Origin of the sequence: Micromonospora sp. AB353 (assembly GCF_049538395.1) — a bacterium.
Lineage (GTDB): Bacteria > Actinomycetota > Actinomycetes > Mycobacteriales > Micromonosporaceae > Micromonospora > Micromonospora aurantiaca.
This window is the reverse complement of the sequence record NZ_JBMVFV010000001.1, coordinates 15,338-41,745: the sequence shown is the minus strand read 5'-3', so window position 1 is coordinate 41,745 and position 26,408 is coordinate 15,338. Positions and strand designations below refer to the sequence as shown.

Here is a 26,408-nt window from a genome sequence, read left to right as displayed (position 1 = left end):
ATGATGACCAGGTGCCCCGACCCCGACAGGCCCTGCTCACCCGCGACCGGATCGTCGAGACCGCGCTGGCGCTGATCGACGCCGACGGGCTGGACGCGCTCTCGACCCGGCGGCTCGCCGCCGCGCTCGGTGTCCGCGGCCCGTCGCTCTACAACCACTTCGCCACCAAGGAGGAGATCCTCGACGCGGTGGCCGACGGCGTCGCGGCGACAGTCGACATCAGCGTCTTCGACGAGTACGAGTGGCTCGACGCGCTTCGCCGCTGGGCACGCTCGTACCGGGCCGCGCTGGCCGCGCACCCGAACATCGTGCCGTACCTGGCGCAGGGGCCGGGCCGCCGTCCGGCCGCGCTCGCCATGGCCGACGCGGTCTACGGCGCGCTGGTCCGGGCCGGCTGGCCGCCCGCGCGGGCCACCCACATCGGCGCCGCGATGCGTTACTTCGTGGCCGGGTCCGCGCTCGGCTCGTTCGCCCGCGGCTTCGTCGAGGACCCCTCGCTCTACGCCGCGCACCCGCACCTCAACCAGGCACACCGGCTCGCCGGGCACCAGCGCAGCGTGGACGAGGGCGCGTTCGCGCTCGGCCTGGACGCGCTGCTGCACGGGCTCGCCGCCGAGTACGCCGCCACCGTCGCCCCGCTGGAACGGGTCGGCGGTCCGGAGTAGCGTCGAAACTCCCACCGCTAGTTTCCGCCGCCCCCGAAGGACGCCATGGATCTCGCCGCCGCCCCGCCCGCCCTGCTGACGCGCCGCCACCTGCACGTCGCCGGTGACTGGGCCGACCCGACCTCGGGCGACACCATCCCGGTGGAGAACCCGGCCACCGCGAGCATCGTCGGCGAGGTGCCCGCCGGCACACCGGCCGACGTGGACCGCGCGGTCGCCGCCGCCCGCGCCGCGTTCCCCGGCTGGGCCGCCACCACCCCTGCCGAGCGGGCCGCGCACCTGGACCGGCTGCACACCGCGCTCGCCGCCCGCGCCGACGAGATCGCCCGCACCGTGGCGACCGAACTGGGCACCCCGCTCAAGCTCGCCACCCGCGTCCAGACCGGCCTGCCGCTGACGGTGCTGCGGAGCATGGTCGACCTGGCCGCCCGCCCGGCCGCCGAGCACACGGTCGGCAACTCCCTCGTCGTCCGGGAGCCGGTCGGTGTGGTCGGCGCGATCACCCCGTGGAACTACCCGCTGCACCAGGTGGTCGCCAAGGTGGCGCCCGCGCTCGCCGCCGGGTGCACAGTGGTGCTCAAGCCCAGCGAGCTGACGCCGCTGACCGCGTACCTGCTGTTCGACGCGATCACCGACGCCGGCCTGCCACCCGGCGTGGTGAACCTGGTGCCCGGCACCGGCCCGGTGGTCGGCGAGGCGCTCGCCGCGCACCCCGGCGTCGACCTGGTCTCGTTCACCGGCTCCACCGCCACCGGCCGCCGCATCGCCCACCTGGCCGCCGAGCGGATCGCCCGGGTGTCGCTGGAACTCGGCGGCAAGTCGGCGAACGTCATCCTGGCCGACGCCGACCTGCCCACCGCGGTCAAGGTCGGCGTCGGCAACGCGCTGCTCAACTCCGGGCAGACCTGCACCGCCTGGACCCGGATGCTCGTGCACCGCGACCGCTACGCCGAGGCGCTGGACCTGGTCGCGGCGGCGGTGGCCGGCTACCGGCTCGGCGACCCCTTCGACCCGGCCACCCGGCTCGGCCCGCTGGCCTCCGCCGCGCAGGCCCAGCGGGTACGCGACCACGTCCACCGGGCGCTCGCCGACGGCGCCCGGCTCGTCGCCGGTGGCCCGGACGCGCCACTGCCGCAGCGGGGGCACTTCGTCGCGCCCACCGTCTTCGCCGACGTGCACCCGGACAGCGCGCTCGCCCAGGAGGAGGTGTTCGGCCCGGTGCTCGCGGTGATCCCGTTCGCCGACACCGACGAGGCGGTCGCCATCGCCAACAACTCCCGGTACGGGCTGGCCGGCGCGGTCTGGTCCGCCGACTCCGACGCGGCGCTGGCAGTGGCCCGGCGGATGCGTACCGGCCAGGTGGACGTCAACGGCGGCGCGTTCAACCCGCTCGCCCCGTTCGGCGGCTACAAGCAGTCCGGCCTCGGCCGGGAACTCGGCGCGTACGGCGTGGAGGAGTTCACCGAGCTGAAGGCGATCCAGCGGTGAAGGCGCTCGTGGTACGCGGACGGGGCGCCACCCCGGCGGTCGAGGACGTACGCCTGCCCGCGCCCGGCCCGGGTGAGCTGCGGGTACGCATCCGCGCCGCCGGCATCTGCCACTCCGACCTGGCCATGGTGGACGGCACGCTGGCGCCCGCGTACCCGCTGGTGCTCGGGCACGAGGCGACCGGCGTGGTGGCCGAGGCCGGGCCCGGCACCACGATCGCCGTCGGCACACCTGTGGTGCTGAACTGGGCGCCCGCCTGCCGGGACTGCTGGCACTGCCGGCACGGCGAGCCGTGGCTCTGCGCCGCGAACCCCAACCCGTCCACGCCGCGGGGCGAGACGGCCGCCGGTGAGCCGCTGGAGGTCACACTCGGGCTCGGCGCGCTCGCCGAGGAGGTGGTGGTGCCGCAGCGCGCCGCCGTACCGGTGCCCGCCGGACTGCCGCCGGAGCAGGCCGCGGTGCTGGGCTGCGCGGTGCTCACCGGCGTCGGCGCGGTCCGCAACACCGCGCGGGTCGCGCCCGGCGAGTCGGTCGCGGTGATCGGGCTCGGCGGGGTGGGCCTGGCCGTGCTGACCGCCGCGCGGCGGGCCGGCGCGTCGCCGATCCTCGCGGTGGACGTGGTGGAGGCCAAGCGGAACCTGGCACTCGCCGCCGGGGCCACCGACTTCCTGCGCTCCGACGACCGGCTGGGCAAGGAGATCCGGGCCCGCACCGACGGGCGCGGCGTGGACCACGCGTTCGAGTGCGTCGGCCGGTCCGCCACCATCCGCGCCGCCTGGCGGGCGACGCGGCGCGGGGGAGCGGTCACCGTGGTCGGCATGGGCGCCCGCGACGACATGCTCAGCCTCTCCGCGCTGGACATCTTCCACTCCGCGCGCACGCTGCGCTCCTCGGTGTACGGCTCGACCGACCCGGACCGGGAGGTGCCGGAGCTGGCCGGCGCGCTCGCCGCCGGTGACCTGGATCTGGGTCCGCTGGTGAGCGGCACGGTGCCGCTGACCGAGGCGCCCGCGGCGCTGGAACGGCTGGCCCGGGGCGAGGGCGCCCGCTGGGTGGTCACGTTCCCGGACTGACGTCCCCCTCGATCGGGGCGGCGGCGCCGGACAGCCGCCGCCCGGCGTCGAGGACGTCGGTCTTCTCCCACGCGGACGGACCCGACCTGCCGGAGTGCGCCGCCGGCCGGTGACGGTGCCGCGCCACATGTCGACGGCCACCGATCGGACTGAACCGGTCGGGGGTGACCGACATCTATGGAGGCTGGGTCCGTACCGACCGGGGTGAATGTGTGGTGGGCCGACATGGCTCGACCACTTCGACTCCTCGTAGGTTTCCTGCACGCGACGCCCCTGTGACCCCGGTCACCGACCTGGCCGTCGCGTACGGACCTGCGAAGGGTGAGGCGATGGCCGGGCAAGCGATCCTGTCGGCCCGAGGGCTGACCCGGGACTTCCGGGGCTTCCGGGCCGTCGATCGCGTCGACCTCGACGTGGCGCCGGAGACCGTGCATGCCCTCGTCGGCCCGAACGGCGCCGGCAAGACCACACTGTTCAACCTGCTCACCGGCTTCCTGCCGCCCAGCGAAGGGCGGATCGAGCTGGACGGCCGCGACGTGACCGGGCTGCCACCGGAGCGGGTGGCCCGGCTCGGGGTGGCCCGGTCGTTCCAGATCACCAGCCTCTTCCCGCAGCTCGGTGCGCGGGAGCACGTCGAGCTGGCCCTCCAGTCGGGTAGCGGGCTGGGCTGGCGGTTCTGGCGGTCGGCGAAGCTGATGCGCCGCTACCGGGACCGGGCCGGCGAGCTGCTGGCCATGGTCGGCCTGGCCGACCTCGCCGAGGCGCCGGCCGAGGCACTCGCGTACGGGCGCAAGCGGGCCCTGGAGCTGGCCATCGCGCTCGCCCTCGACCCGAAGGTGCTGCTGCTGGACGAGCCGACGGCCGGAATGGGCCTGGAGGACGTCGACCGCACCGTCGACCTGATCGCCGCTGTCCGCACCGGACGGACCGTGGTCATGGTGGAGCACAACATGAGCGTGGTGGGCCGGCTCGCCGACACGGTCACCGTCCTGCAGGCCGGCAAGGTGCTGGTCGAGGGGCCGTACGAGCAGGTCCGCGCCGACGAGCGGGTCATCACCGCCTACCTGGGAGCCGCGGATGCTGCGCATTGAGAACCTCTCCGCCTGGTACGGCGAGGCCCAGGTGCTGCGGGAGGTGAGCCTGGAGGTGGCCGCCGGCGAGGTGGTCACCCTGGTCGGGCGCAACGGCGCCGGCAAGTCGACGCTGCTGCGCGCGGTGATGGGGCTGCACCCCGGCCAGCGCGGCGCGATCCACCTCGACGGCCGGGACATCACCCGGCTGCCCGCGTACCGGCGGGCGCGGGCCGGGCTCGGCTGGGTCCCCGACGACCGGGGCGCGTACGCCACGCTCACGGTCACCGAGAATCTGACCCTACCGCCCCGGGTCGGCCCCGACCCGTGGCCGCTGGAGCGGGTGTACGAGGCATTCCCGGCCCTGTACGAGCGGCGCGACTCGGCCGCGACCATGCTCTCCGGCGGCGAGCAGCAGATGCTCGCGCTGGCCCGGGTGCTGCGCATGGGCGCCCGGCTGCTGCTCTGCGACGAGCCCACCGAAGGGCTGTCGCCGCTGCTCGTGCAGCAGGTCGGTGACCTGCTGCGGGAGGCCAAGAAGCACGGCGTGACAGTGCTGCTGGTGGAACAGAACCTGCACTTCGCCACCCGCGTCGCCGACCGGCACTACCTGCTGGCCGAGGGACGGATCGCGGAGGCGATGGAGAACGCCGAGGTGCGCTCGCGGGAACGCGAGCTGCTGGCTTATCTCGGCATCTGAATCCGGACGGCTGACCCGCGCGGACCGCGCGGTACGAAGGGGATGAACATGCGTAGGAGCGTGGGTGTGGCCGCCGCCTCGGCGGTGGCGCTGATGGTGGCCGGCTGCGGCGGCGGTGGTCCGCAGTCCGGCGGCGAGGAGAAGCTGACCGGCGACAAGATCGTGCTGGGCGTGCTCAACGACCAGTCGGGCGCCTACTCGGAGCTGTCCGGGCGCAACTCGGTAAAGGCCGTGGAGATGGCCATCGCCGACTTCAAGGCCAAGCACGGCGACGACGCGGTGACCAGGAACATCACCGTGGAGACCGCGGACCACCAGAACAAGCCGGACGTGGCCAACAGCAAGGCCCAGGAGATGGTCGACCGCAAGGGTGTCGACGCCATCCTGGACGTGCCGACCTCCTCGGCCGCCCTGAAGGTCGCCGACGTGGCCAAGGAGAAGAAGAAGCTCTACTTCAACATCGGCGCGGCGACCACCGACCTGACCGGCAAGAGCTGCAACAAGTACACGTTCCACTACGCGTACGACACCTACATGCTGGCCCACGGCACCGGCACGGTGACCACCGAGCAGGTCGGCAAGAACTGGTACATCCTCTACCCGAACTACGCGTTCGGGCAGGACATGGAGAAGAGCTTCACCGCCGCCATCACCGCGGCCGGCGGGCAGGTCGTCGGCTCCGACGGCGCCCCGTTCCCGAACACCAGCGGCGACTACTCGTCGTTCCTGCTCAAGGCGCCGACGCTGAACCCGAAGCCGCAGGTGCTCGGCACCATGCAGGCCGGCGCGGAGCTGGTCAACGTGGTCAAGCAGTACAACGAGTTCAAGCTGCGGGACAAGGGCGTCGGGCTGGCCGTCGGCCTGATGTTCATCACCGACATCCACTCGCTCACCCCGGCCGCGCTGGCCGGCACCACCTACACCGACGCCTGGTACTGGAACTTCGACCAGCAGAACCGGGAGTGGGCCGACCGGTTCCAGTCCGAGACCGGAACCCGTCCGTCGTTCGCCCACGCGGCGAACTACTCCGCCGCCATGCAGTACCTGGAGGCGGTGCAGGCCGCCGGCACCGACGACGCGGACGCCGTGGTCGAGGAGCTGGAGGGCAAGGACGTCAACGACCTCTTCCTGCGCAACGGCAAGATCCGCGCGGAGGACCACCGGGTCGTGCACGACGCGTACCTGGCCCAGGTGAAGCCGCAGGCCGAGGTCAAGGAGCCGTGGGACTACGTGAAGATCCTCAAGACCATCCCGGCGGCGGAGGCCTTCCGCACCCCGTCCCCGGACTGCAAGCTCTGACATGTCCGGGTTCCTGCAGAACACGTTCAACGGGCTGGTGGGCGGGGCGTTCTACGCCCTGCTCGCCCTCGGGCTCGCGGTCATCTTCGGCATGCTCCGGGTGGTGAACTTCGCCCACGGCGCGTTCTACATGCTCGGCGCGTTCGGGGCGTACGTGCTGCTCGCCGAGGCGGGCGTGCCGTTCTGGGCCGCATTGGTGATCATGCCGCTGGCGCTGGGCCTGCTCGGCATGCTGCTGGAGCGGGCGGTGATCCACCGGCTGACCCGGCTCGACCCGCTCTACAACTTCCTGCTCACCTTCGGCCTGACGCTGATCCTGCAGGACCTGGTCAAGTCCCGGTACGGCGTGCAGTCCAGCCCGTACGCCACGCCCGACGAGCTGAGCGGGACCGTCGACCTCGGACTCTTCGACTTCCCGACGTACCGGGTCTTCATCCTCGGCTTCACCGTGCTTCTGTGCGTGGTGGTCTGGTGGGTGCTCGGGCGGACCCGGATCGGCGTGGTGGTCCGGGCCGCCACCGAGCGGCCGGAGCTGACCCGGGCGTTCGGCATCGACGTGGGCAAGTGGGTCACCCCGGTGTTCGGCTTCGGCATCGCCCTGGCCGGGCTGGCCGGGGTGCTCGCCGCCCCGATGCGGGCGGTCAACCCGCTGATGGGCGCCGACCTGATCATCGTGGTCTTCGCGGTGGTGGTGATCGGCGGCCTCGGCTCGATCTTCGGCTCGGTCGCCGCCGGCTTCGGCATCGGCCTGATCCAGGCGTGGGGCGAGGCGTACCTGTCCGACTACCCGCTGGTGTCGCAGACCGTCGTGTTCGTGGTGATGGCCGCCGTGCTGCTCTGGCGGCCGGCCGGCCTGTTCGGCCGAGAGGAGGCCCCTGCGTGAACGCGAGGAGTGAGCCGGGCCTGCGAGCCCCGCAGCCGCGAGCCGAGGCGGCGGAGACCACCCCTGTGGGAACGGACACCACGCCCGCCGGGCGGCCCGCGCCGCCGTCCGGGCTGCTCGCCGTCGCGCGGGCGCCCGGCTGGGTCCGGTATGCGCTGCTCGCCGCCGGCCTGCTCGTCGCGCTGTGGCTGCCGAACGGGCTCTACCCGGCGGTCGCGGTGGACATCCTGTGCTGGGCGCTCTTCGCCGTCTCGGTGGACCTGCTGCTCGGCTTCACCGGGTTGATGTCCTTCGGGCACGCCGCGTTCTGGGGCACCTCGGCGTACCTGACCGGGCTGGTCGCGATCCACGCCGGCCTGCCGTTCCCGGCCGCCGTGCTGGCCGGGGCGCTGGGCGCGGCGCTGCTCGCGCTGCCGATCGGCTACCTGGCGGTGAAGCGCACCGGGATCTACTTCGCCATGGTCACCCTGGCCTTCGCGCAGATGGTCTACTACGTGGCCAACGAGTGGCGTTCGGTCACCCAGGGTGAGAACGGCCTGCAGGGCGTGCCGCGCGCGTTCTTCGGCGTCGATCTCACCGACGACTACTACTTCTACTACGCGATCCTGCCGATCGTGCTGCTCGGCCTGCTCGCTGCCTGGCGGATCGTGCACTCGCCGTTCGGCCGGGTGCTGGTCGGCATCCGGGACAACCCGGCCCGGGCCCGCGCGCTCGGCTACCCGGTGCACCGCTACAAGCTGACCGCGTTCGTGCTCTCCGGCTTCCTGGCCGGGCTCGGCGGCGGGCTCTTCGCGGTCGGCCACCGATTCGTCTCGCTGGACGTGCTGCACTGGACCACCTCCGGCAAGGCGGTCATCGTGGTGGTGCTCGGCGGCATCGGCACGCTGTGGGGCGGGGTGCTCGGCGCGGCCCTGGTGGTCCGCCTGGAGGACTGGCTGTCGTTCTCCGGGTTCGAGGCGATCGGGCTGGTCACCGGCGGCATCTTCGTCCTCGTCGTGCTGCTGTTCCGCCGGGGTGTCTGGGGCACTGTCGCCGACCTGGCCCGGCGCCGGGCGGCGATCCGCCGGGACCGGTCGGGCTGATCCGGCGTTCGACGGCGTCCGCGGTCGGCTGCCGTCGGGACGCCCCACCGGACCCCGCGCCGGTGTGAGCCGCCCCACCGGCACGGCCTAGCCGGCGCGTCCCGTCCGGACCGGCCCGCCCCGGGCGCATCCAGGCCGCCCTCTTCCGACGAACCCCCCGGTAGTGACCGTCTACCGAGGGGTGCGTCCGGTGGTGACCGATCCGATCCCGGCCGATGTCGTCGAGTCCGCCCGCAAGCACCTCACGCTCGCGGCCGAGGATCTGGACGGCAACCGGGTCGCCGCGCTGATCGTCGAGGCCGCGGACCGGTGGGGGGTGGCGCCGGTGTGGGAGGGCGTGTGCGCGCCGATGCTGGCCGCGCTGCCCGGCCGCAGCGCCGCCGAGGTGGCCGTGGAGCACGCCTTATCGGAGGGCCTGCGGTCCGGACTGGACGTGCTGCTGCGCGGGCCGGGGACCCCACCCCCGGCCGGTGGCATCCTGCTCGCCGGGGCGGAGCAGGAGCTGCACTGCCTCGGCCTGCACGCCCTCGCCGCGGCCCTGCGTGAGGCGGGCCTGGGCAGCCTGCTGCTCGGTGCCGCGCTGCCCTGGCCGGCGTTGGCCAGCGCGGTGCGCCGAACCCGCCCGCACACGGTGGTGGTGTGGTCGCAGACGCCGATGACCGGGCGGGCATACCGGGTGGTCCGCTTCGCGCGGGAGTTCCCCTCGGTGCGGGTGCACGGCGCCGGGCCGGGCTGGATCACACCGCCGGCCACGCCGGCCGGACACCTGACCACGCTGTCGGACGCGCTCGCCGTGTGCCGCGAGGCGGCCGGCCACCGGAACGGGGAGCGGTAGGCGGGATCCGTCCGGCCGGGGGCACCGCACGGCAGCCGACGGGCGGCCGGTCAGCCGGCCCGGAAGCCGCGCAGCAGGGCGGCGACGGCGGACTCCGGATCGAAGTGGTCGTCGGGAGCGGCGAGCTGGTTGCCGAGGAGCCCGTCGACGAGCGCGAGCAGCGCCCGGAAGTGGGCGGGTGGATCGGTCGAGCCGAGCGCGGCGAGCAGCGGCACCCCCCACTCGGCCAGCCGCGCCCGCCCGGCCTCGATGGCGGGGCGCAGCTCGGGCCGCACGGCCGACTCCACGAACAGCGCGTATCGGGCCAGCGTGACCACCCGTTCCTCGTCGGCGAAGCGCCGGATCAGCCGGCCGAGTACGCGGGTGAAGCCGTCGACGTCGCCTGGCGCCAGGTCCACGGAGAGCCGTTGCCAGGCCGCCGTCTCCACCTCGACCAGCCGGTCGAAGACGCCGCTGACCAGCGCCTCCCGGGTGCGGAACCGGTTGGAGGCGGAGCCCTCGGGCAGGCCCGCCTCGGCGTCCACCGCCCGGTGGGTGAGCTGTCGCGGCCCGCCGGTGCCGAGCACCCGGATGGCGGCGTCGAGCAGGAGTCGCCGGCGATCGGTCACCCGGCCAGACTACAGGCGTAGTGCAGGCGACTACATCTGTAGTACGGTGACGGCATGGGCGGACGCGCGGTCGTGGTCGGGGGCGGGATCGGCGGGCTCGCGGCGGGCGTCGGCCTGCGGGCGGCGGGCTGGGACGTGACCGTCCTGGAACGGTCGGCCGCACTGCCGGAGACCGGCACCGGGCTCGGCATCTGGCCCGCCGCGATGCGCGCCCTCGACGCCCTCGGCGTCGGCGACGAGGTGCGCCGCCGGGGCAGCCGCCAGGCCGGCGGGTCGATCCGGCGCCCGGACGGCAGCCGGATCGCCACCATCGACGTCGACCGGCTGGAACGCCGGCACGGCGAGCCCGTGCACCTGGTCACCCGGCCGGTGCTGCTCGCCGTCCTGGCCAGCGCCCTGCCCGGACCGGCGCTGCGTCTCGGCACCCCGGTGACCGACCCCGGACCGCTGCGCGACGCGTACGACCTGGTGGTCGGCGCGGACGGGGTCAACAGCGTGGTGCGCGCGCACATGTACGGGCGGCGGTACCCGCTGCGGTACGCGGGCGCGGTGGCCTGGCGCGGCGTGGCCGACCTGGACGTGGCCGAGGGCGGCGAGACCTGGGGCCGGGGGCGCAAGTTCGGGCTGACCCCGGCCGGGCCGGGCCGCACCAACTGGTACGCCGCGGTGCGGCTGCCCGAGGGGCACCCGGCGCCGCCGGACGACCGCGCCGAGCTGCGCCGCCTCTTCGGCGACTGGCATCCGCCGGTGCCGCGGGTGCTCGACGCGCTCACCCCGGACGGCATCCTGCGGCACGAGATCCACGACCTGACGCCGCTGCCGTCGTACGTGGCCGGCCGGACCGCGCTGCTCGGCGACGCCGCGCACGCGATGACCCCGGACCTCGGGCAGGGCGCCTGCCAGGCACTCATCGACGCGGTCGCGCTCGCGGACTGCGTACGCGACGCCGGCGATCTGCCGGCCGCACTGCGCGCGTACGACGGGAGGCGCCGGCGGCCGACCCAGCGGATCGCGGCCGGCGCGCGGTGGGCGGGGCGGTTGTCCGGCGTGCGACGGCTGCTGCCGGTGCGGGACGCGGTGCTGCGGCTGGCGCTGGCCGGCGGGCCGCCCGCGTGACCTGAGACACATTCGATACGAACCGGTTCCGTATCGAAACTCGCTCACCTACGCTCGGCTCCGTTACGAGTCTGACCCGTATCGTATTCCGACGCGGGGAAACCGGGGGGAGCACGGACGTGGAACCACACGAGAACACCGGACACCCGAGGAGGTGGGCGATCCTCGGGGTGCTGGTGATCAGCCTCCTCGTGGTCGTCCTCGACAACACCATCCTCAACGTCGCGCTGCGCACGCTGGCCGACCCGGTGCACGGCCTCGGCGCCACCCAGGGCGAGCTGGAATGGGCGATCAACTCCTACACGCTCGTCTTCGCCGGGCTGCTGTTCACCTTCGGCGTGCTCGGTGACCGGCTCGGCCGCCGCCGTTTCCTGATCCTCGGGCTGGCGCTGTTCGGCCTGTCCTCGCTGCTGTCCGCGTACGCGCAGGACCCGGGCCAGCTGATCGCGGCCCGCGCGCTGATGGGCGTCGGCGGCGCGGCCATCATGCCGGTGACGCTCTCGATCATCTCCAACGTCTTCGACCCGCGCGAGCGCGCCAAGGCGATCGGCGTCTGGGCCGGCGCGGTCGGCCTCGCGGTGGCGATCGGCCCGGTGCTCGGCGGCGCGCTGCTGGAGCACTTCTGGTGGGGCTCGGTCTTCCTGATCAACGTGCCGGTGGTGGTGCTCGGCGTGGTGCTCGTCGCGGCCCTGGTCCCCGAGTCCCGCGACCCCAGGCCCGGCCGGGTCGACCTGCTCGGCGTGCTGCTCTCGGTGGTCGGCCTGGTCGCGCTCACCTACGGCATCATCGACGGCGGCGAGCACGGCTTCGGCCGCCCGCAGGTGTGGGTCGCGGTGCTCGGCGGCCTCGCGGTGCTCGGCTGGTTCGTCGCCCACGAGCTGCGCAGTGACCACCCGTCGCTTGACGTCCGGCTGTTCCGGGTGCCCCGGTTCGCCGCGCCGGTGGCCCTGGTCGGGCTGGTCTTCTTCGCCGCCATGGGCGTGATGTTCTTCGGCGCGTTCTATCTGCAGCTCGTGCGCGGCTACAGCCCGCTGGAGAGCGGCCTGCTGTTCCTGCCGTTCGCCGCGGCCCAGCTGATCTTCGCGCCGCGCAGCGCGGCGATGGTCCGCCGCTACGGCGGCCGGGCGGTCGCGGCGGCCGGGCTGCTGCTCACCACCGTGGCGCTCGCCGCGTTCGTCCTCATCGACGCGGACACCCCGATCTGGATCTTCTCGGCGCTGGGCTTCCTCCAGGGCGCCGGGATGGCGAACATCATGCCGCCGGCCACCGAGTCGATCATGTCGTCGCTGCCCCGGGAGAAGGCCGGTGTCGGTTCCGCGGTGAGCAACACCGTGCGGCAGGTGGCCGGCGCGCTCGGCGTGGCGGTGCTCGGCTCGGTGCTCTCCGCCGTCTACCGCGACCAGGTCGGCCCGGCGGTGGCCGCCCTGCCCGCCCCGGTACGCGACGCGGCCCGCGAGTCGGTGTCCGGGGCGTACGCGGTCGCCGGCCGGCTCGGCCCCGACGCACCGCGACTGATCGACGCGGCGAACGACTCGTTCGTCTCGGCCATGCACTGGGCGGCGGGCGCCTCCGCGGTGGTGGCCGCGCTCGGCATCGTGATCGTGCTGCGGTGGATGCCGGGCCGGCCGGTCGTCGCCCCCGACGCGCCGCCGGTCACGGACAGGGAGTTGGCCGGTACCGCATAGGTTCGTGGACAATGTATGACATGACTTCCACGGCGGATGCTCCGCGGTCGCCCGGGCGACCGCGGAGCACCCGCGCGGACGAGGCGATCGTCGACGCCACCCTCGACCTGCTGGCCGAGGGCAGCACCATCGAGTCGCTGTCGATCGAGGCGATCGCGAACCGTGCCGGAGTCGGCAAGGCCACCATCTATCGCCGCTGGCCGGGCAAGGACGCGCTGCTGCTGGACGCGTTGCGCACGCTCAAGGGGCCCGCGCCGCGCACCGACGGGCACTCCGTCCGCGACGACCTGGTGGTGCTCGTCGGTGCGGTGGGTCAGCACGCCGACCCCCGCGTCCGCAAGATCATGCCCTGCCTGGTGCCGGAGGTGAACCGCAGCTCGGCGCACCGGCAGGCGTACGAGGCGATCATCGAGCCCCGGCGGGCGGCGATGCGCGAGGTGCTGCTCGGCGCGATCGACCGGGGCGAGCTGCGCGCCGACCTCGACATCGAGGTGGCGATGGCGCTGCTCACCGCGCCGATGCTCACCCAGCGGATGCTGCGCTGGCACCCCGAGCGCGACGAGCGGCTGCTGCCCGAGCGGATCGTGGACGCGGTCCTGGACGGCTTGCGCGTCCGCTGACGCGGGCCGGGCCACCCGCCCGGCCGGTCCGCCGCCCGCCGCTCAGCGGGCGGGTGTGCGCAGCCGGTGCAGGCGCAGCGCGAGCTGCACCTCCAGCGCCCGCTCCGGCCGCTGCCAGTCCGCGCCGAGCAGGTGACCGACCCGCTCCAGCCGCTGGGTGACCGTGTTGACGTGCACGTGCAGCTGTTCGGCGGCCCGGGCCAGGCTGCCGCCCACCCCGAAGTACGCCTCCAGCGTCTTCACCAGCGCGGTGCCGCGCCGGGCGTCGTAGTCCAGCACCGGTCCCACAGTGGTGGCGAGGAACCGTGCCACGTCCCGGTCCCCGGCGTCACCGACCGCGCCCAGCAGCAGCCCGACGAAACCCAGCTCGGTGGTGCTCGCCCCCTGCCCGGCCCGGCCCAGCGCACCCAGCGCGGACAGGCAGCGCTCCGCCTCGGCGAACGTGACAGCGAGCGACGCCGGGCCGGTGGACGGCCCGCTCGCCCCGGCGGTCACCGGGCGGCCGGTCACCCGGGACAGGTCCCGGGCCACCGCGCGGGCCGCGCCGCCCGCGTCCTGGCCGGGCAGCATCAGCACCACCCGCCCGTCACGCGCCGCGGCCAGACCACCCCGGGTCGAGGCGTACGTGGTGGCCCAGGACAGCACCCGCTGCCGGGCCGAGCCGGTCTCGGCGAACGCGTCGTCACCGACCGCCACCAGCACGTGCGGCGCGTCCAGGTCCACCCCGATGCGGCGGGCCCGCGCCCGCAGCGCGTCGGTGTCGCGCAGCGGCCGGGCGATCAGGTCGTCCAGCAGCTCACCGCGGACCCGTCCCTCCGCCTCGGCCACGGTCCGGCGGAACAGCAGCAGCAACGCGGTCACCAGGGCGGCCCGTTCCAGGATGCGCTGGTCGGCGTCGACCAGCTCGTCGTCCGGGCGCAGCACCAGCGCGCCCAGGTTCTCCGCGCCGGCCACCACCGCGGCGTACCAGAGCGGACCCCGGCGCACGCTGCGCCCCTCGGTACGGGACGCGGCCACCGCCTCCACGATGTCCGCCCGGTCCGGCTCCTCGATCTCACCGACCCGGGCCAGCCGCCGGCCCTCGGCGTCCAGCGCCAGCAGCGCGCCGCCGAGCACCTCGGTGACCGCCGCCGCCACGTCCTCCATGCCGCCGCCGCGCACCACCAGCGCGGTCATCCGGTCGTGCGCCGCGGCGGCGCGCTCCACCGAGCTGCTGTGCGCCCGGATGGTGCTGTTCGCCGCCGACAGCTCCGCCAGCGCCGCCCGGGTCTCGGCGAGCAGCCGCGCGGTGTCGATCGCCACCGCCGCGTGCGCCGCCAGCGACACCAGCAGCGACACCTCCTCGCGGGCGAACGGCCGGGCCGAGCGGTTGGCCGCGTACAGCACGCCGATCACGCTGGACCCGAGCCGCAGCGGCACGCCGAGGATGGCCACCAGGCCCTCCTCGCCCACGCCGCCGTCGATCTCCCCGGTGTGCCGGAACCGCTCGTCCTCCTGGTAGTTCGAGGTGACGTACGGCGTGCCGGTCTGCGCGACCAGCCCGCCCAGCCCGTCGCCCAGCTCCAGCCGCAGCCGCTGGAACCGGGCCGAGATCGAACCGTCGGTGACCCGCATGTACGTGTCGCCGCGCTCGTCGTCGTTGAGCGTCATGTACGCCACGTCGGTGCCGAGCAGGATCCGCGCCCGGTGCACGATCGCCCGCAGCACGTCGTCCAGGTCGCGCAGCCCGGCCAGGTCGCTCGCGGTGTCGTACAGGCCGGACAGCTCGGTCTCCCGGCGCCGGCGGCGGGCCAGCAGCGCCCGTACCCGCAGCGCCACCACCTTCGCCTGCTCCAGCTCGGCGAGCCGTTCGGCGGGCAGGCCGGCGGCGCGCGCGGCGACCAGCGGGCCCTCGAACTCGACCGCGGCGGCCTCGCGCGCCAGCAGCTCCAGGAACTCCACCGGCGACGACATGACCGACATTGTGCGCGGGCCCACTAGTTCGCCGTCCAGCCCCCGTCGAGGGCGATCGAGGTGCCGGTGAGGAACGCGGCTGGCGGGGAGCACAGGTACGCCACCAGTTCGGCCACCTCGGCCGGCTCGATCAGCCGCTTGATCGCCGCCCGGGCCAGCATGATCTTCTCGACCACCTCGTCCTCGCCGATGCCGTGGGTGGCCGCCTGGTCGGCGATCTGGCTCTCCACCAGCGCGGTGCGCACGTACGCCGGGTTGATGCAGTTGGCGGTGACGCCGTGCGCGGCGCCCTCCAGCGCGACCACCTTGGACAGGCCCTCCAGCGCGTGCTTGGCCGAGACGTACGCGGCCTTGAACGGCGAGGCGCGCAGCCCGTGCACCGAGGAGATGTTCACGATCCGGCCCCAGCCGTTCGCGTACATCCGGGGCAGCGCGCGGCGGATCAGCAGGAACGGCGCCTCCACCATCACCCGCTGGATGTACTCGAAGCGCTCCACCGGGAAGTCCTGCACCGGCGCGACGTGCTGCAGCCCGGCGTTGTTGACCACGATGTCGGCGTCGACGCCGAGCCGGTCCACCGCCGCCGGGTCGGCCAGGTCGATCCCGACCGCCCGGCCGCCGGCCTCCGCGGCCACCGCCTCGGCCGCCGTCACGTCGCGGTCCAGCACCACGACCGTCGCGCCGGCCGCCGCCAGGCGCAGGGCACAGGCCCGTCCGATGCCGCCGCCACCACCTGTGACCAGCGCGGTGCGACCGGTCAGGTCGACGTGTACGACGTGGGGGACCGCCACGGGTTCTGCCGTCATGGCGCATGAACGTACGAGCCGGTTGCCCCCTGGCACATGGGGCGGCGACACATACTCCACCGCTCGCCTGTGTGGTGCGCCGCGTCACCGCCCGCACCCGGCGTGTCCGGCCGTCCCGGCGTCGGCGGGCACCAGTAGGGTGTGTCGAACACACGTACTGCTGGCGGCTCGGGGAGGAGGCGGCGTGCGCGTGCTGGGCGTCGACCCGGGGCTGACCCGGTGCGGGGTCGGCGTGGTCGAGGGTGTGCCGGGCCGCCCCTGCACGCTCGTGGCCTACTACGTGGTCTACACCGACCCTTCCGACGAACTGCCGCTGCGTCTGCTGCACCTGGACCGCTCGCTCACCGACCTAGTCGCCGAGCACCGGCCGGACGCGGTCGCGGTGGAGCGCGTGTTCAGCCAGCACAACGTCCGTACCGTGATGGGCACCGCGCAGGCCAGCGGTGTCGCGGTGCTCGCCGGGGCCCGGGCCGGGTTGCCGGTGACGACGTACACGCCGAGCGAGGTCAAGGCCGCGGTGACCGGCTCAGGGCAGGCGGACAAGAAACAGATGACCACCATGGTCACCCGGCTGCTGCGGCTGCCCGAGCCGCCGAAGCCGGCCGACGCCGCCGACGCGCTGGCGCTGGCCATCTGTCACGTGTGGCGCGGCGGCACCCGGTCCAAGCTGGCCGAGGCCGCGCAACGGGCCCGACGAGGAGGGACGCGATGATCGCGAGCGTACGCGGCACGGTGACCGCCACCGGCCCGGATCACGCGGTGGTGGAGGTGGGCGGCATCGGCCTGGCCGTGCAGTGCGCCCCCGGCACGATCGCCGACCTGCGCGTGGGCCAGCCCGCCCGGCTCGCCACCAGCCTTGTCGTCCGGGAGGACTCGCTCACCCTCTACGGCTTCGCCGACGACGACGCCAAGCAGTTGTTCGAGCTGCTCCAGACCGCCAGCGGGGTCGGTCCCCGGCTGGCCCAGGCGGTGCTCGCCGTGCACACGCCGGACGCGGTCCGCAAGGCCATCGCCAACGCCGACACCGCGGCGCTGACCCGGGTGCCGGGCATCGGCAAGAAGGGCGCCGAGCGGCTGGTGCTGGAGTTGCGCGACCGGGTCGGCCCGGTGCCGGTGGGCGCCGACGGCGCGGCCGGGGTGACCGCGGGCGCCTGGCCGGAGCAGGTCCGCCAGGCCCTCGTCGGCCTCGGCTGGACGGCCGGCCAGGCCGAGCAGGCGGTGGCCGCGGTGGCGGAGACCGTCGACGGCGACACCCCGCCGGTGCCGGTCCTGCTCAAGCAGGCGATCCGCCTCCTGGGCCGCACCCGATGACCGGGGAGAACCTGGTCTCGGCGTACGTCGACGACGCCGAGCGCGACGCGGAGGCGAGCGTCCGGCCGAAGCGGCTGGCCGAGTTCATCGCCCAGGACCGCGTCCGCGACCAGCTCGACCTGCTGTTGCAGGGCGCGATGCGGCGCGGCTCGCCGCCGGACCACATCCTGCTCTCCGGTCCGCCCGGCCTCGGCAAGACCAGCCTGGCCAACATCGTCGCCGCCGAGCTGGGCACCGGGATCCGGGTGACCAGCGGCCCGGCCATCGAGCGTTCGGGCGACCTGGCCGCGATCCTGACCGGCCTCGCCGAGGGCGACGTGCTGTTCATCGACGAGATCCACCGGATCGCCAAGCCGGCCGAGGAACTGCTCTACAGCGCCATGGAGGACTTCCGCGTCGACGTGGTCGTCGGCAAGGGCCCGGGTGCCACCGCCATCCCGCTCGACGTGGAGCCGTTCACGCTCGTCGGCGCCACCACCCGCTCCGGCCTGCTGACCGGCCCGATGCGCGACCGGTTCGGCTTCGTCGCGCACCTCGACTTCTACGCGCCGGCCGACCTGGAGACGCTGCTGCACCGGTCGGCCCGGATCCTCGGCGTGCCGATCACCGCCGACGGCGCGGCGGAGGTCGCCGGCCGGTCCCGGGGCACCCCGCGTATCGCCAACCGGCTGCTGCGCCGGGTCCGCGACTACGCCGAGGTCCGCGCCGACGGCGTGGTCACGCTGGAGACCGCGCGGGCCGCGCTGACCGTCTACGACGTGGACGCGCTCGGCCTGGACCGGCTCGACCGGGCGGTGCTGACCGCGCTCGTCGACTCGTTCCGGGGCGGCCCGGTGGGCCTGTCCACGCTCGCCGTGGCGGTGGGCGAGCAGCCGGACACGGTCGAGGAGGTCTGCGAGCCGTTCCTGGTCCGGGCCGGGCTGCTGGCCCGGACGCCTCGCGGGCGGGTGGCGACCGAGGCCGCCTGGCGTCATCTGGGCCGCACGCCCCCGAATGGTACATTTGGTGCGGATGCCCCTTCGGGGCCCGATCTGTTCTCGGTGCAGACCGATCAGCCGTGATCCGTTCGTGATCTGTGCCGCATTCGGTCTTCTCAGGAGCAGGGACTAGACTTCGCCGCGGTTTGTACAGGACGTGAGAATCCGCTTCCACTGCGGCGCCCTCCGGCGCCGGGGCGGACGCCAACCGGAAGGTCTACACCGTGCTTTACGCAGCAGCGAGTGGCGGGGGAGCCGGCAGTCTGACGCCGATCCTCATGATCGCTCTGCTCTTCGTCGTCATGTACTTCATGATGATCCGTCCGCAGCAGAAGCGCCGCCGTGAGGCCGAGCAGATGCAGGCCGCCCTCTCTCCGGGCGACGAGGTGGTCACCATCGGCGGCCTGCACGGCACGGTCACCGCGGTCGAGGACGACACGGTCCTGCTCGAGGTCGCCCCGGGCGTGCAGACCCGGTACGCCCGCCCCGCCGTCGCGCGGGTCATCAAGCGCGCCGAGGCGCCGGCGGCCGAGACGATCACCGAGGAAGCCGAGCCGGTCAAGGAGTGACCACCCGTCCCGGACGGGGCAGCGGATTCATCCGTACAAGTGGATAGTTGGGGTCGGCGCGCGGCGCCGGCATCCGGCCGGGCCGTGCGGCGCCCCCGCGCCGCGCTCCAGCCGGCGTGCCGTCCTCCGGTGCCGACCCGCCGGAGCAGTCGGGCGGACACCCCCGGCCCGACAGTTGTCGCCGCCGTGGAAGCGGCGCGACCGTACAGGGAGACAGGACAGCCGTGGCACCACCTCAGGGACAGATGCGGCCCGGACGGCAGCTCGCCGTGCTCGGGCTCATCTTCGTCGTCCTCTATCTATTGGTGTTCTTCTCGGGCGGCGCCAGCGGTGGCTGGAAGGACCGGCTGGAGCCACGGCTCGGCCTGGACCTCGTCGGCGGCACCCGGCTGACGCTCGAGGCCACCAACACGGTGGACGGCAAGCCCCCGACCGCCGACAACCTCGAGGAGGCCCGCCAGATCATCGAGAGCCGGGTCAACGCCTACGGCGTGGCCGAGGCCGAGGTGGTCACCGAGGGCAACCGCAACATCGTCATCTCCCTGCCCGGCCAGAACCGCGACCTGACCGATGTCGGTGAGGCCGCCGAGCTGCGCTTCCGCAAGGTGCTCAAGGCCACCGACGGCAGCGGTGCCGCCGCCGCGCCCGCCCCGGTCCCGAGCGCGACCCCGTCCGGTGCCGCCAGCCCGACGCCGTCGGGCAGCGCGTCGCCGAAGGCGAGCGCCAGCCCCAAGGTGAGCGGATCGCCGAGCGCCGGCGGCCAGGGCGGCATGGCCCCGGCCTCCCCGTCGGCGACGCCGAGCGCCGCCGCGCCGAGCGCGAGCCCGAGCGCCGCCGCGCCGAGCCCGAGCGCCAGCGCCGAGCCGGTGCCGCAGAGCATCGAGCAGCAGCGCAAGGCCGTCGAGCAGAAGGTCGGCACGGCCGCCTGGGCCGCCGCCTCGGGCCTGCAGGCCCCGGCGGACCTCACCACCGACCCGTCGCTGGCCGACAAGCTCAAGCCGTTCGGCACGCTCACCCCGCAGGAGATCGCCGTCCTGCCGGTGGAGATGCAGTTCAACGTCCCGACCATCACCTGCGCCCAGCTCGACGCGCGGCCCGCCGCCTCGATCAAGGACGAGAAGCAGAAGGCGGTCGCCTGCGAGTCCGGCGCGAAGTACCTGCTGGACGTGGCCAAGGTGCTCGGCACCGACGTCAAGAACGCCTCCGCCCAGCTCGACCAGACCAGCTCCTGGGTGGTCAGCCTGAACTTCACCGGCAGCGGCCAGGAGAAGTGGACCGCGCTGACCCGCGAGGCCTTCACCAACGAGGGCCAGGCCTGCGACCAGACCGCGCTCGGCCAGGACGGCAAGTGCCGGGTCGCCGTGGTGCTGGACAACGAGATCGTCTCGTCGCCGGAGATCCAGGGCGTGCTGACCGGTGACTCGCAGATCACCGGCAGCTTCGACAACAAGGCCGCGAACGCGCTCGCCAGCCAGCTGCGCTACGGCGCGCTGCCGGTGACGTTCGAGCCGCAGGAGCAGCAGAACGTCACCGCGACGCTCGGCGACAGCCACCTCAAGGCGGGTCTGCTGGCCGCCGGCATCGGCATGCTGCTGGTCATCATCTACTCGTTCTTCTACTACCGGCTGCTCGGCTCGGTCATCTTCCTGAGCCTGGTGCTCTCCGCGCTGCTGGTGTTCGGCGCGCTGGTGGTGCTCGGCCGGTCGATCGGCTTCACGCTCACGCTCGCCGGCATCGCCGGCATGATCGTCTCGCTGGGCGTCGCGGCGGACTCGTTCGTCATCTACTTCGAACGATTGAAGGACGAGATCCGGGAGGGCCGCAGTCCACGCAGCGCGGTGCCGCGCGCGTGGATCCGCGCCCGCCGGACGATCATCTCGGCGAACGCCATCACGCTGATGTCGGCGGTGGTGCTCTACATCGTGTCCGTCGGCGCGGTGAAGGGCTTCGCCTTCGCGCTCGGCCTGGCCACGGTGCTCGACCTGGTCGTCGTGTTCCTCTTCCGCCACCCGATCATGACGATGTTCGCCCGGACCCGGGCGTTCCTGTCGCCGCGGGTCAGCGGTCTGGGCCGGGCACTGCCGGCCCGGTCGGCCGAGCCGGGCACCGCCCGCAACCCGCGTGTGAAGGAGGCCTGAGATGGCTAAGAGCGGTCTGGCCGCCCGGCTCTACCGGGGCGAGGCGGATCTCAACATCGTCGGGCGGCGCAAGCTGTGGTTCGGCGTGGCCGGCGTGCTCGTGCTGATCGCCGTGCTGAGCTTCGCGATCAGCGGCTTCAAGCTCGGCATCGAGTTCGCGGGCGGCAACTCGTTCCAGGTGCCTGCGAGCGTCGGCACGCTGGACCGCGCCGAGCAGGTCGTCGACGAGGTGCTGGCCGCCGAGGCGCCGGGCGTCGAGGTGGTCAGCGCGCAGAAGGTCGGCGGCACGAGCGGCGAGTTCTACGAGATGCGCACCGGCCAGCTCTCCGCCGAGCAGGCCAACGCGGCCAAGACCGCGATGGCGCAGGAGTTCGGCATCCAGGCCGACCAGATCAGCGGCAGCCAGGTCTCCGAGGCGTGGGGCAGCCAGGTCACCTCGCGCGCGCTGCTCGGTCTGGTGATCTTCATCGCGGTGGTGTCGATCTACCTGGTGCTGCGCTTCGAGTGGCGGATGGCGGCCGCCGCGATCGCCTCGCTGCTGACCAACCTGGCCCTGACCGCCGGCATCTACTCACTGGTCGGCTTCGAGGTCACCCCGTCGACGATCATCGGCTTCCTCACGATCCTGGGCTTCGCGCTCTACGACGTGGTGGTGGTCTTCGACAAGGTGCAGGAGAACACACGCGGCATCACCGCGAACAACAACATGACCTACGGCGAGGCGTCCAACCTGGCGCTCAACCAGAGCCTCATGCGGTCGCTGAACACCTCGGTCGTGGCGCTGCTGCCGGTCGGCGGTCTGCTCTTCATCGGCGCCGGCCTGCTCGGCGCGGGCACGCTGAAGGACCTCGGCCTGGTGCTGTTCGTCGGTATGGCGGTGGCGTTCCTGACCTCGATCCTGCTGGCCACGCCGCTGCTGGTGCTGCTGAAGAACATGGACCCGCGGATCAGCGCCCACAACAAGCGCGTGCTGTCCCGCCGGGCCGCGATCGCCCGGGGCGAGATCACGCCGAAGGGCCGGCCGGCCACCACGCCGGCCGCCGACGCGCCGATCGACCCGGAGGCGGCCGCGCTGGCCGGCGCCGCACCCAAGGTGGGCGCCCGGCCCGCGGGCAAGCGCCCCAGCGGCGCCCGCGGCGGCCGTCCCGCCGGGGGCGGCGGCAACCGGCCCGGCGGCAAGCGCCGCTGACCGCAGGGCCGGACGGAATCGGTCCGACGGCGTCCGTCATGCTGTTGTCACGGCATGACGGACGCCGTCGTCGTTTCGAGAGGACATGGGACGCACCGTGACGGAGACCCACACCACAGGGGTACGGGGAGACAGCGGCCCGGAGGTCGCCCAGCTCGTCGCCAGCCGGCTGCTGGACGTGCCGGACTTCCCCAAGCCGGGTGTCGTGTTCAAGGACCTGATGCCCCTGTTCGCCGATGGTGAGGCGTTCCGGGCGGTGATCGACGGCATCATCGCGTATCACGGGCCGGACTCGTTCGACACCGTCGCCGGCATCGAGGCGCGCGGGTTCGTGCTGGCGGCGGCAGTCGCGTACGCCACCGGCGTGGGCGTGGTGCCGGTGCGCAAGGCCGGCAAGCTGCCCCGGGCCACGCACTCGGCCTCCTACGCCCTCGAATACGGCGAGGCGACGCTGGAGGTGCACCAGGACGCCTTCACCGCCGGCCACCGGGTGCTGGTGCTCGACGACGTGCTCGCCACCGGCGGTACCGCCGAGGCCACGCTCGACCTGGTGGAACGCGCCGGCGGGACGGTGGCCGGGTTCAGCGTGCTGCTGGAACTGGGCTTCCTGGAGGGTCGTAAGCGGCTGGCCCAGCGTCCGGTCCATGCCCTGTTGACCGTTTGACCAGGCCGGCCCGTCGGGCCGGTCGGCGCCGACCGTCCGGGGGAGCGGTGGCGTACCCTGCGTACGGGTAGCATTGCCCTTTGCCCGCCCCGGCCGAGCTGTCCGGGGCGGCGAAGGCGCCGGGGCCCGGCCCCGGTGACCGCGTGGAACAAGACCGGCCTCCGGGCCGGTTGAACCAGACGTCGGCCGGACGGCCGGCGCATCCCGGCGAGCGGTGAGGAGGCCGGTGTCCCACGATGTCGTCCCTCCGGTGGAGGGCACGGTGCACCCGACAGGCGACGCGGACGGCTCGGTGACCGAGCGCAGCGGCAACCCGCCGGCCCGGGCGACCGGCGCCACCGGCGGCGCGTCCGACGCGACGGCCGACGGCGGGGCGGTCGTGGTGCCGTTCCCCACCGAGGGTTCCACCGAATCCACTCCCGGCAGCGGTTTCGCCCTCTCCAACGCGCCGACCGGCCGGCGGGTACGCGCCCGGCTGGCCCGGTTCAACGCGCCCTGGCAGACCTCGCAGGTCAGCGAGGTGCTGGAGCCGCTGATCGCGACGCACCGGGAGAACCACCCCAAGGCCGACGCGCGGCTGCTCCAGCGCGCCTTCGACACGGCCGCGCGGTGGCACTCGGGGCAGTACCGCAAGTCCGGCGACCCCTACATCACGCACCCGCTCGCCGTGGCGACGATCCTGGCGAACCTGGGCATGGACACCACCACGCTGGTCGCGGCGCTGCTGCACGACACCATCGAGGACACCGAGTACACGCTGGATGCGATGCGCGCCGACTTCGGCGGCGAGGTCGCGCTGCTCGTCGACGGCGTCACCAAGCTCGACAAGGTCAAGCTCGGTGACGCGGCCAAGGCCGAGACCATCCGCAAGATGGTCGTCGCGATGGCGAAGGATCCGCGGGTCCTGGTCATCAAGCTGGCCGACCGGCTGCACAACATGCGGACGCTGACCTTCCTGCCCCGCCCGAAGCAGGAGCAGAAGGCCAAGGAGACGCTGGAGATCCTGGCCCCGCTGGCGCACCGCCTCGGTATGAACACGATCAAGTGGGAGCTGGAGGATCTGGCCTTCGGCACGCTGTTCCCGAAGCGGTTCGAGGAGATCAACCGGCTGATCGGGGAGCACCAGCCGCAGCGCGAGGCGCTGCTGCGTCAGGTGACGCAGAAGGTGTCCACCGACCTGAAGGCCGCCAAGATCAAGGCGGAGACGACCGGCCGGCCGAAGCACCTCTACTCGATCTACCAGAAGATGATCGTGCGGGGGCGCGACTTCAACGACATCTACGACCTGGTGGGTGTGCGGATCCTGGTCGACACGGTTCGTGACTGCTACGCGGCGCTGGGGGTCATCCACGCCAACTGGCAGCCGGTGCCGGGCCGGTTCAAGGACTACATCGCCATGCCCAAGTTCAACATGTACCAGTCGTTGCACACGACTGTCATCGGGCCCACCGGCAAGCCGGTGGAGATGCAGATCCGCACGTACGCGATGCACCGCACCGCCGAGTTCGGCATCGCCGCGCACTGGAAGTACAAGGAGCACAAGGGCACCCCGGTGGTGGGCCCGCCGGCGCACATCGACGAGATGACGTGGCTGCGGCAGCTGCTGGACTGGCAGCGTGAGGCGGCCGACCCGAGCGAGTTCCTGGACGCGCTGCGGTTCGACCTGTCCAGCCAGGAGGTGTACGTCTTCACCCCCAAGGGCGACGTCATCCCGCTGCCGACCGGGTCGACGCCTGTCGACTTCGCGTACGCGGTGCACACCGAGGTCGGGCACAAGTGCATCGGCGCGCGGGTGAACGGCAAGCTGGTGCCGCTGGAGTCGACGCTGTCCAACGGCGACGTGATCGAGATCTTCACGTCGAAGTCCGACACGGCCGGGCCGACGCAGGACTGGCTCGGCTTCGTCAAGAGCCCGCGGGCGCGTACGAAGATCCGCCAGTACTTCAACAAGGAGCGGCGCGAGGAGGCGATCGAGGCCGGCAAGGACGCGATCGTCAAGGCGATGCGCAAGCAGGGCATGCCGTTGCAGCGGATGCTCACCTCGGACGCGTTGATGGCGATCGCCCGGGATCTGCACCTCGCCGACGTGGCCTCGCTGTACGCGGCGGTCGGCGACAGCCAGGTCTCCGCGCAGTCGGTCGTGCAGAAGCTGATGGCCTCCTACGGCGGCGAGGAGGGCGCGGCGGAGGACATCGCCGAGACCGCCGTCGCCACCCGGCCGCCGCGCAGCCGGCAGAGCAGCGCCGACCCGGGCGTGGTGGTCCGCGGCGTCAGCGACGTCTGGATCAAGCTGGCCCGCTGCTGCACGCCCGTACCGCCGGACTCGGTGTTCGGGTTCGTCACCCGCTCCGGCGGGGTCAGCGTGCACCGGGACGACTGCGCCAACGCCGAGGACCTGCGCGCCCAGCCCGAGCGGGTGGTCGAGGTGAGCTGGAAGCTCACGTCCGCCTCCACGTTCCTGGTCGCCATCCAGGTCGAGGCGCTGGACCGGCACAAGCTGCTCGCCGACGTGACGAGGGTGCTGTCCGAGGAGCGGGTCAACATCCTCTCCGCGACCGTCACCACCACCCGCGACCGGGTGGCGGTCAGCCGGTTCAGCTTCGAGATGGCCGACCCGAAGCACCTCGGGCACCTGCTGGCCGCGGTCCGCAAGGTCGACGGTGTGTTCGACGCGTACCGGGTCACCTCCGGGGCCTGAGCCACCACGCACGCGACAGCGCCCGCCGGCTGCGATCAGCCGGCGGGCGCTTCGTCGTCGTGCGGGTGTGGTCAGCCGCCCTCGATCGGGCTCATCGTCACCTTGGTCATGGTGATCTCCTTCTTCGGGTGACCACCGCCGGCCTGCTTGGCGAACGCGCCGTCGTCACCGGCCGCGGCGACCTGCTTCACCACGTCCATGCCACCGGTGATGGTGCCCAGCACGGTGTAGTTCGGGTCGAGTGGCGAGTCGCCGTACACGATGAAGAACTGGCTGCCCGTGCTGCCCGGCTGGCCGGAGTTGGCCATCGCGATGACACCCTCCGGGTACGGCGGGCGCTTGTCGGTGGGGAGGTTCTCCTCGGCCAGGTTGTACGACGGGCCGCCGGTGCCGTCGGTGTCCCGCCAGCCCTTGCCGGTGGCGCTCGGGTCGCCGCACTGGAGCACCTTGATGCCCTCGGTGACGAGCCGGTGGCACTTGGTGTTGTCGAAGAAGCCCTTGCTCGCCAGGTGCGTGAAGCTGCCGGCGGTGCAGGGCACCTTGGCGCGGTCGATCTTGGCGGTGATCGGGCCCAGGTTGGTGTCGATGGTCATCGTCTGGGTGCCCTTGCCCGACTGCTGGGCCGGCGGCAGGCCGACGTCCTTGATCTGCGCCGGACGGCCCTCCTTCGGCACCTCCGTGTACGCGCACTGGACGGCCCCGGCGACGGCGGTGGTGCCGCCCTGCTTCTCGTCGTCGTCGCCGAGCGCGGCGACGAGCCAGACCGTGCCTGCTACGACGAGCACCAGCACCGCCGCGGCCCCGACGATCGCCTGGGTCTGCCGGCGCTTACGGGCCCGGCCGGCCCGTTCCGCCATCTCCCGCTCGAGCTTGGCCCGCGCCGCCGCGCGCTGGCGGTCTCTGGTGGACGTCACGGTCACTCCTCACCTGCTGCGTATGGGGGCGGCACGCGCGCCGCCGGGTCAGCCGACGGCCCGCC

General features: G+C 73.3%; 25 protein-coding genes. 20 read left to right on the top strand and 5 right to left on the bottom strand.

Annotated elements, in window-relative coordinates:
* The first annotated feature begins 11 nt into the window (after positions 1-11).
* From ACPCK6_RS00205 to ACPCK6_RS00195, 3 genes are read left to right on the top strand one after another with little or no spacing between them, the layout of a single operon-like run.
* A complete protein-coding gene (locus ACPCK6_RS00205) occupies positions 12-665 on the top strand; it encodes a TetR/AcrR family transcriptional regulator (RefSeq protein WP_396880507.1) in 654 nt (217 codons plus the stop codon).
* Positions 666-710: 45 nt separating this feature from the next.
* Complete coding sequence (locus tag ACPCK6_RS00200) at positions 711-2,153, top strand: aldehyde dehydrogenase family protein (protein ID WP_423479974.1); 1,443 nt, start codon at positions 711-713, stop codon at positions 2,151-2,153.
* The gene (locus ACPCK6_RS00195) at positions 2,150-3,226 is read left to right on the top strand and encodes an alcohol dehydrogenase catalytic domain-containing protein (protein ID WP_423479973.1); all 1,077 of its coding nucleotides are present in this window, start codon (positions 2,150-2,152) and stop codon (positions 3,224-3,226) included. The genes ACPCK6_RS00200 and ACPCK6_RS00195 overlap by 4 nt, the downstream gene beginning before the upstream one ends.
* On the opposite strand, the gene ACPCK6_RS00190 is transcribed toward ACPCK6_RS00195, so the two are convergent.
* Positions 3,210-3,401, bottom strand: a complete 192-nt coding sequence (locus ACPCK6_RS00190; protein ID WP_423479972.1) for a hypothetical protein — start codon at positions 3,399-3,401, stop codon at positions 3,210-3,212. The two genes, ACPCK6_RS00195 and ACPCK6_RS00190, sit on opposite strands and share 17 nt — an antisense overlap.
* A gap of 154 nt (positions 3,402-3,555) precedes the next feature.
* Here ACPCK6_RS00190 and ACPCK6_RS00185 point away from each other — a divergent pair, with 154 nt between their 5' ends.
* From ACPCK6_RS00185 to ACPCK6_RS00160, 6 genes are all read left to right on the top strand, one after another.
* The gene (locus tag ACPCK6_RS00185) at positions 3,556-4,317 is read left to right on the top strand and encodes an ABC transporter ATP-binding protein (RefSeq protein WP_396880504.1); all 762 of its coding nucleotides are present in this window, start codon (positions 3,556-3,558) and stop codon (positions 4,315-4,317) included.
* Positions 4,304-4,996, top strand: a complete 693-nt coding sequence (locus ACPCK6_RS00180; protein WP_396880503.1) for an ABC transporter ATP-binding protein — start codon at positions 4,304-4,306, stop codon at positions 4,994-4,996. The genes ACPCK6_RS00185 and ACPCK6_RS00180 overlap by 14 nt, the downstream gene beginning before the upstream one ends.
* Before the next feature lie 42 nt (positions 4,997-5,038).
* Positions 5,039-6,295, top strand: coding sequence for an ABC transporter substrate-binding protein (locus ACPCK6_RS00175; protein ID WP_396880502.1), 1,257 nt, complete (start codon positions 5,039-5,041; stop codon positions 6,293-6,295).
* 1 nt (position 6,296) lies between these two features.
* Positions 6,297-7,178: a branched-chain amino acid ABC transporter permease gene (locus ACPCK6_RS00170; protein WP_423479971.1), complete on the top strand. Its 882-nt coding sequence runs from the start codon at positions 6,297-6,299 to the stop codon at positions 7,176-7,178.
* A gap of 65 nt (positions 7,179-7,243) precedes the next feature.
* Positions 7,244-8,260 carry a branched-chain amino acid ABC transporter permease gene (locus tag ACPCK6_RS00165; protein ID WP_423480065.1) on the top strand — a complete coding sequence of 339 codons (1,017 nt, stop codon included), beginning with the start codon at positions 7,244-7,246 and terminating at the stop codon, positions 8,258-8,260.
* A gap of 193 nt (positions 8,261-8,453) precedes the next feature.
* Complete coding sequence (locus tag ACPCK6_RS00160; protein ID WP_423479970.1) at positions 8,454-9,095, top strand: transcriptional regulator; 642 nt, start codon at positions 8,454-8,456, stop codon at positions 9,093-9,095.
* Between the two features lie 50 nt (positions 9,096-9,145).
* Here ACPCK6_RS00160 and ACPCK6_RS00155 read toward each other — a convergent pair whose 3' ends face one another.
* Positions 9,146-9,703 carry a TetR/AcrR family transcriptional regulator gene (locus ACPCK6_RS00155; RefSeq protein WP_423479969.1) on the bottom strand — a complete coding sequence of 186 codons (558 nt, stop codon included), beginning with the start codon at positions 9,701-9,703 and terminating at the stop codon, positions 9,146-9,148.
* Between the two features lie 54 nt (positions 9,704-9,757).
* Between ACPCK6_RS00155 and ACPCK6_RS00150 the strand changes: the two genes are divergently transcribed.
* The 3 genes from ACPCK6_RS00150 to ACPCK6_RS00140 all read left to right on the top strand — a co-directional run bounded on the left by ACPCK6_RS00150 (position 9,758) and on the right by ACPCK6_RS00140 (position 13,124).
* On the top strand, positions 9,758-10,819 hold the full coding sequence (locus ACPCK6_RS00150; RefSeq protein WP_423479968.1) for an FAD-dependent monooxygenase: 1,062 nt from the start codon (positions 9,758-9,760) through the stop codon (positions 10,817-10,819).
* Positions 10,820-10,938: 119 nt separating this feature from the next.
* Positions 10,939-12,504 (top strand): MFS transporter, encoded by a 1,566-nt coding sequence (locus tag ACPCK6_RS00145; protein WP_396880497.1) that lies wholly within the window; start codon positions 10,939-10,941, stop codon positions 12,502-12,504.
* 11 nt (positions 12,505-12,515) lie between these two features.
* Complete coding sequence (locus tag ACPCK6_RS00140; protein WP_423479967.1) at positions 12,516-13,124, top strand: TetR/AcrR family transcriptional regulator; 609 nt, start codon at positions 12,516-12,518, stop codon at positions 13,122-13,124.
* Between the two features lie 42 nt (positions 13,125-13,166).
* Here the strand turns inward: ACPCK6_RS00140 and ACPCK6_RS00135 are convergent, their stop codons facing one another.
* Positions 13,167-15,086, bottom strand: a complete 1,920-nt coding sequence (locus tag ACPCK6_RS00135; protein WP_396880495.1) for a helix-turn-helix domain-containing protein — start codon at positions 15,084-15,086, stop codon at positions 13,167-13,169.
* Between the two features lie 14 nt (positions 15,087-15,100).
* Positions 15,101-15,883 carry a 3-hydroxybutyrate dehydrogenase gene (locus ACPCK6_RS00130; RefSeq protein ID WP_396880494.1) on the bottom strand — a complete coding sequence of 261 codons (783 nt, stop codon included), beginning with the start codon at positions 15,881-15,883 and terminating at the stop codon, positions 15,101-15,103.
* A gap of 184 nt (positions 15,884-16,067) precedes the next feature.
* On the opposite strand from ACPCK6_RS00130, the gene ruvC reads away from it, so the two are divergent.
* The 8 genes from ruvC to ACPCK6_RS00090 all read left to right on the top strand — a co-directional run bounded on the left by ruvC (position 16,068) and on the right by ACPCK6_RS00090 (position 25,429).
* Positions 16,068-16,595: a crossover junction endodeoxyribonuclease RuvC gene (gene ruvC / locus ACPCK6_RS00125; protein WP_396880493.1), complete on the top strand. Its 528-nt coding sequence runs from the start codon at positions 16,068-16,070 to the stop codon at positions 16,593-16,595.
* Positions 16,592-17,194, top strand: coding sequence for a Holliday junction branch migration protein RuvA (ruvA, locus tag ACPCK6_RS00120; RefSeq protein WP_318333451.1), 603 nt, complete (start codon positions 16,592-16,594; stop codon positions 17,192-17,194). Before ruvC ends, ruvA begins: the two co-directional genes overlap by 4 nt.
* Positions 17,191-18,255 (top strand): Holliday junction branch migration DNA helicase RuvB, encoded by a 1,065-nt coding sequence (ruvB, locus tag ACPCK6_RS00115; protein ID WP_423479966.1) that lies wholly within the window; start codon positions 17,191-17,193, stop codon positions 18,253-18,255. The genes ruvA and ruvB overlap by 4 nt, the downstream gene beginning before the upstream one ends.
* 140 nt (positions 18,256-18,395) lie before the next feature.
* On the top strand, positions 18,396-18,740 hold the full coding sequence (yajC, locus tag ACPCK6_RS00110; RefSeq protein ID WP_423479965.1) for a preprotein translocase subunit YajC: 345 nt from the start codon (positions 18,396-18,398) through the stop codon (positions 18,738-18,740).
* A 224-nt stretch (positions 18,741-18,964) separates the two neighbouring features.
* A complete protein-coding gene (gene secD / locus ACPCK6_RS00105; protein WP_423479964.1) occupies positions 18,965-20,878 on the top strand; it encodes a protein translocase subunit SecD in 1,914 nt (637 codons plus the stop codon).
* A gap of 1 nt (position 20,879) precedes the next feature.
* Positions 20,880-22,067 carry a protein translocase subunit SecF gene (gene secF, locus ACPCK6_RS00100; RefSeq protein ID WP_423479963.1) on the top strand — a complete coding sequence of 396 codons (1,188 nt, stop codon included), beginning with the start codon at positions 20,880-20,882 and terminating at the stop codon, positions 22,065-22,067.
* A gap of 97 nt (positions 22,068-22,164) precedes the next feature.
* Positions 22,165-22,731, top strand: a complete 567-nt coding sequence (locus ACPCK6_RS00095; protein WP_396880491.1) for an adenine phosphoribosyltransferase — start codon at positions 22,165-22,167, stop codon at positions 22,729-22,731.
* A 226-nt stretch (positions 22,732-22,957) separates the two neighbouring features.
* Positions 22,958-25,429: a RelA/SpoT family protein gene (locus ACPCK6_RS00090; protein WP_370585018.1), complete on the top strand. Its 2,472-nt coding sequence runs from the start codon at positions 22,958-22,960 to the stop codon at positions 25,427-25,429.
* A 71-nt stretch (positions 25,430-25,500) separates the two neighbouring features.
* Here the strand turns inward: ACPCK6_RS00090 and ACPCK6_RS00085 are convergent, their stop codons facing one another.
* Positions 25,501-26,343, bottom strand: coding sequence for a peptidylprolyl isomerase (locus ACPCK6_RS00085; protein ID WP_423479962.1), 843 nt, complete (start codon positions 26,341-26,343; stop codon positions 25,501-25,503).
* Between the last annotated feature and the right edge of the window lie 65 nt (positions 26,344-26,408).

Excerpts from the sequence above, each read along its gene's own strand:
- ACPCK6_RS00200 (WP_423479974.1), top strand. The coding sequence starts at position 711 with ATGGATCTCGCCGCCGCCCCGCCCGCCCTGCTGACGCGCCGCCACCTG.
- ACPCK6_RS00190 (WP_423479972.1), bottom strand. The coding sequence starts at position 3,401 with ATGTCGGTCACCCCCGACCGGTTCAGTCCGATCGGTGGCCGTCGACAT.
- ACPCK6_RS00185 (WP_396880504.1), top strand. The coding sequence starts at position 3,556 with ATGGCCGGGCAAGCGATCCTGTCGGCCCGAGGGCTGACCCGGGACTTC.
- ACPCK6_RS00180 (WP_396880503.1), top strand. The coding sequence starts at position 4,304 with ATGCTGCGCATTGAGAACCTCTCCGCCTGGTACGGCGAGGCCCAGGTG.
- ACPCK6_RS00175 (WP_396880502.1), top strand. The coding sequence starts at position 5,039 with ATGAACATGCGTAGGAGCGTGGGTGTGGCCGCCGCCTCGGCGGTGGCG.
- ACPCK6_RS00170 (WP_423479971.1), top strand. The coding sequence starts at position 6,297 with ATGTCCGGGTTCCTGCAGAACACGTTCAACGGGCTGGTGGGCGGGGCG.
- ACPCK6_RS00150 (WP_423479968.1), top strand. The coding sequence starts at position 9,758 with ATGGGCGGACGCGCGGTCGTGGTCGGGGGCGGGATCGGCGGGCTCGCG.
- ACPCK6_RS00140 (WP_423479967.1), top strand. The coding sequence starts at position 12,516 with ATGTATGACATGACTTCCACGGCGGATGCTCCGCGGTCGCCCGGGCGA.
- ACPCK6_RS00135 (WP_396880495.1), bottom strand. The coding sequence starts at position 15,086 with ATGTCGGTCATGTCGTCGCCGGTGGAGTTCCTGGAGCTGCTGGCGCGC.
- ACPCK6_RS00130 (WP_396880494.1), bottom strand. The coding sequence starts at position 15,883 with ATGACGGCAGAACCCGTGGCGGTCCCCCACGTCGTACACGTCGACCTG.
- ruvA (WP_318333451.1), top strand. The coding sequence starts at position 16,592 with ATGATCGCGAGCGTACGCGGCACGGTGACCGCCACCGGCCCGGATCAC.
- ruvB (WP_423479966.1), top strand. The coding sequence starts at position 17,191 with ATGACCGGGGAGAACCTGGTCTCGGCGTACGTCGACGACGCCGAGCGC.
- secF (WP_423479963.1), top strand. The coding sequence starts at position 20,880 with ATGGCTAAGAGCGGTCTGGCCGCCCGGCTCTACCGGGGCGAGGCGGAT.